The following is a 782-nucleotide window of genomic DNA, read 5'->3' as shown; positions in this document are numbered from 1 at the left end:
ATGGCCAAGGAAAAGTTCGAACGGACGAAGCCGCACTGCAACATCGGCACGATTGGTCACGTTGACCACGGCAAGACGACGTTGACGGCTGCGATCACGATGACGCTGGCGAAGGCCGGCGGCGCGAAGGCGATGAACTACGCCGACATCGACGCTGCGCCGGAAGAGAAGGCGCGCGGCATCACGATCAACACCGCGCACGTGGAATATGAGACGGCCAACCGTCACTACGCCCACGTCGACTGCCCCGGCCACGCCGACTATGTGAAGAACATGATCACCGGCGCCGCGCAGATGGACGGCGCGATCCTGGTGGTGTCGGCCGCTGACGGCCCGATGCCGCAGACCCGCGAGCACATCCTGCTGGCCCGTCAGGTCGGCGTGCCGGCCTTGGTAGTCTTCATGAACAAGGTCGACCTGGTCGACGACGAAGAGCTGCTCGAGCTGGTCGAGATGGAAGTGCGCGAGCTGCTGAGCTCGTACCAGTTCCCCGGCGACGACATTCCGATCACCAAGGGTTCGGCCAAGGCCGCGACCGACGGCGTGAACCCGGAAATCGGCGAACAGCGCGTTCTGGCCCTGATGGAAACCGTCGACGCCTACATCCCGCAGCCGGAGCGTCCGGTCGACCTGCCGTTCCTGATGCCGGTCGAAGACGTGTTCTCGATCTCGGGCCGCGGCACCGTGGTCACGGGCCGCGTCGAGAAGGGCATCGTCAAGGTCGGTGAGGAAGTCGAGATCGTCGGCATCCGTCCGGTCCAGAAGACGACCTGCACGGGCGT

At 64.8% G+C, this 782-nt stretch carries 1 protein-coding gene; it reads left to right on the top strand.

Annotation, left to right across the window (positions count from 1 at the left end):
* The coding region (locus B3T77_RS14375) for an elongation factor Tu (RefSeq protein WP_292080521.1) at positions 1 to 782 on the top strand (782 nt) is incomplete at both ends.

It is taken from the genome of Brevundimonas sp. UBA7838 (genome assembly GCF_002500885.1).
GTDB lineage: Bacteria > Pseudomonadota > Alphaproteobacteria > Caulobacterales > Caulobacteraceae > Brevundimonas > Brevundimonas vesicularis_C.
Note: the sequence above shows the minus strand (reverse complement) of the source record. Positions and strands in the feature narration are given on the sequence as shown.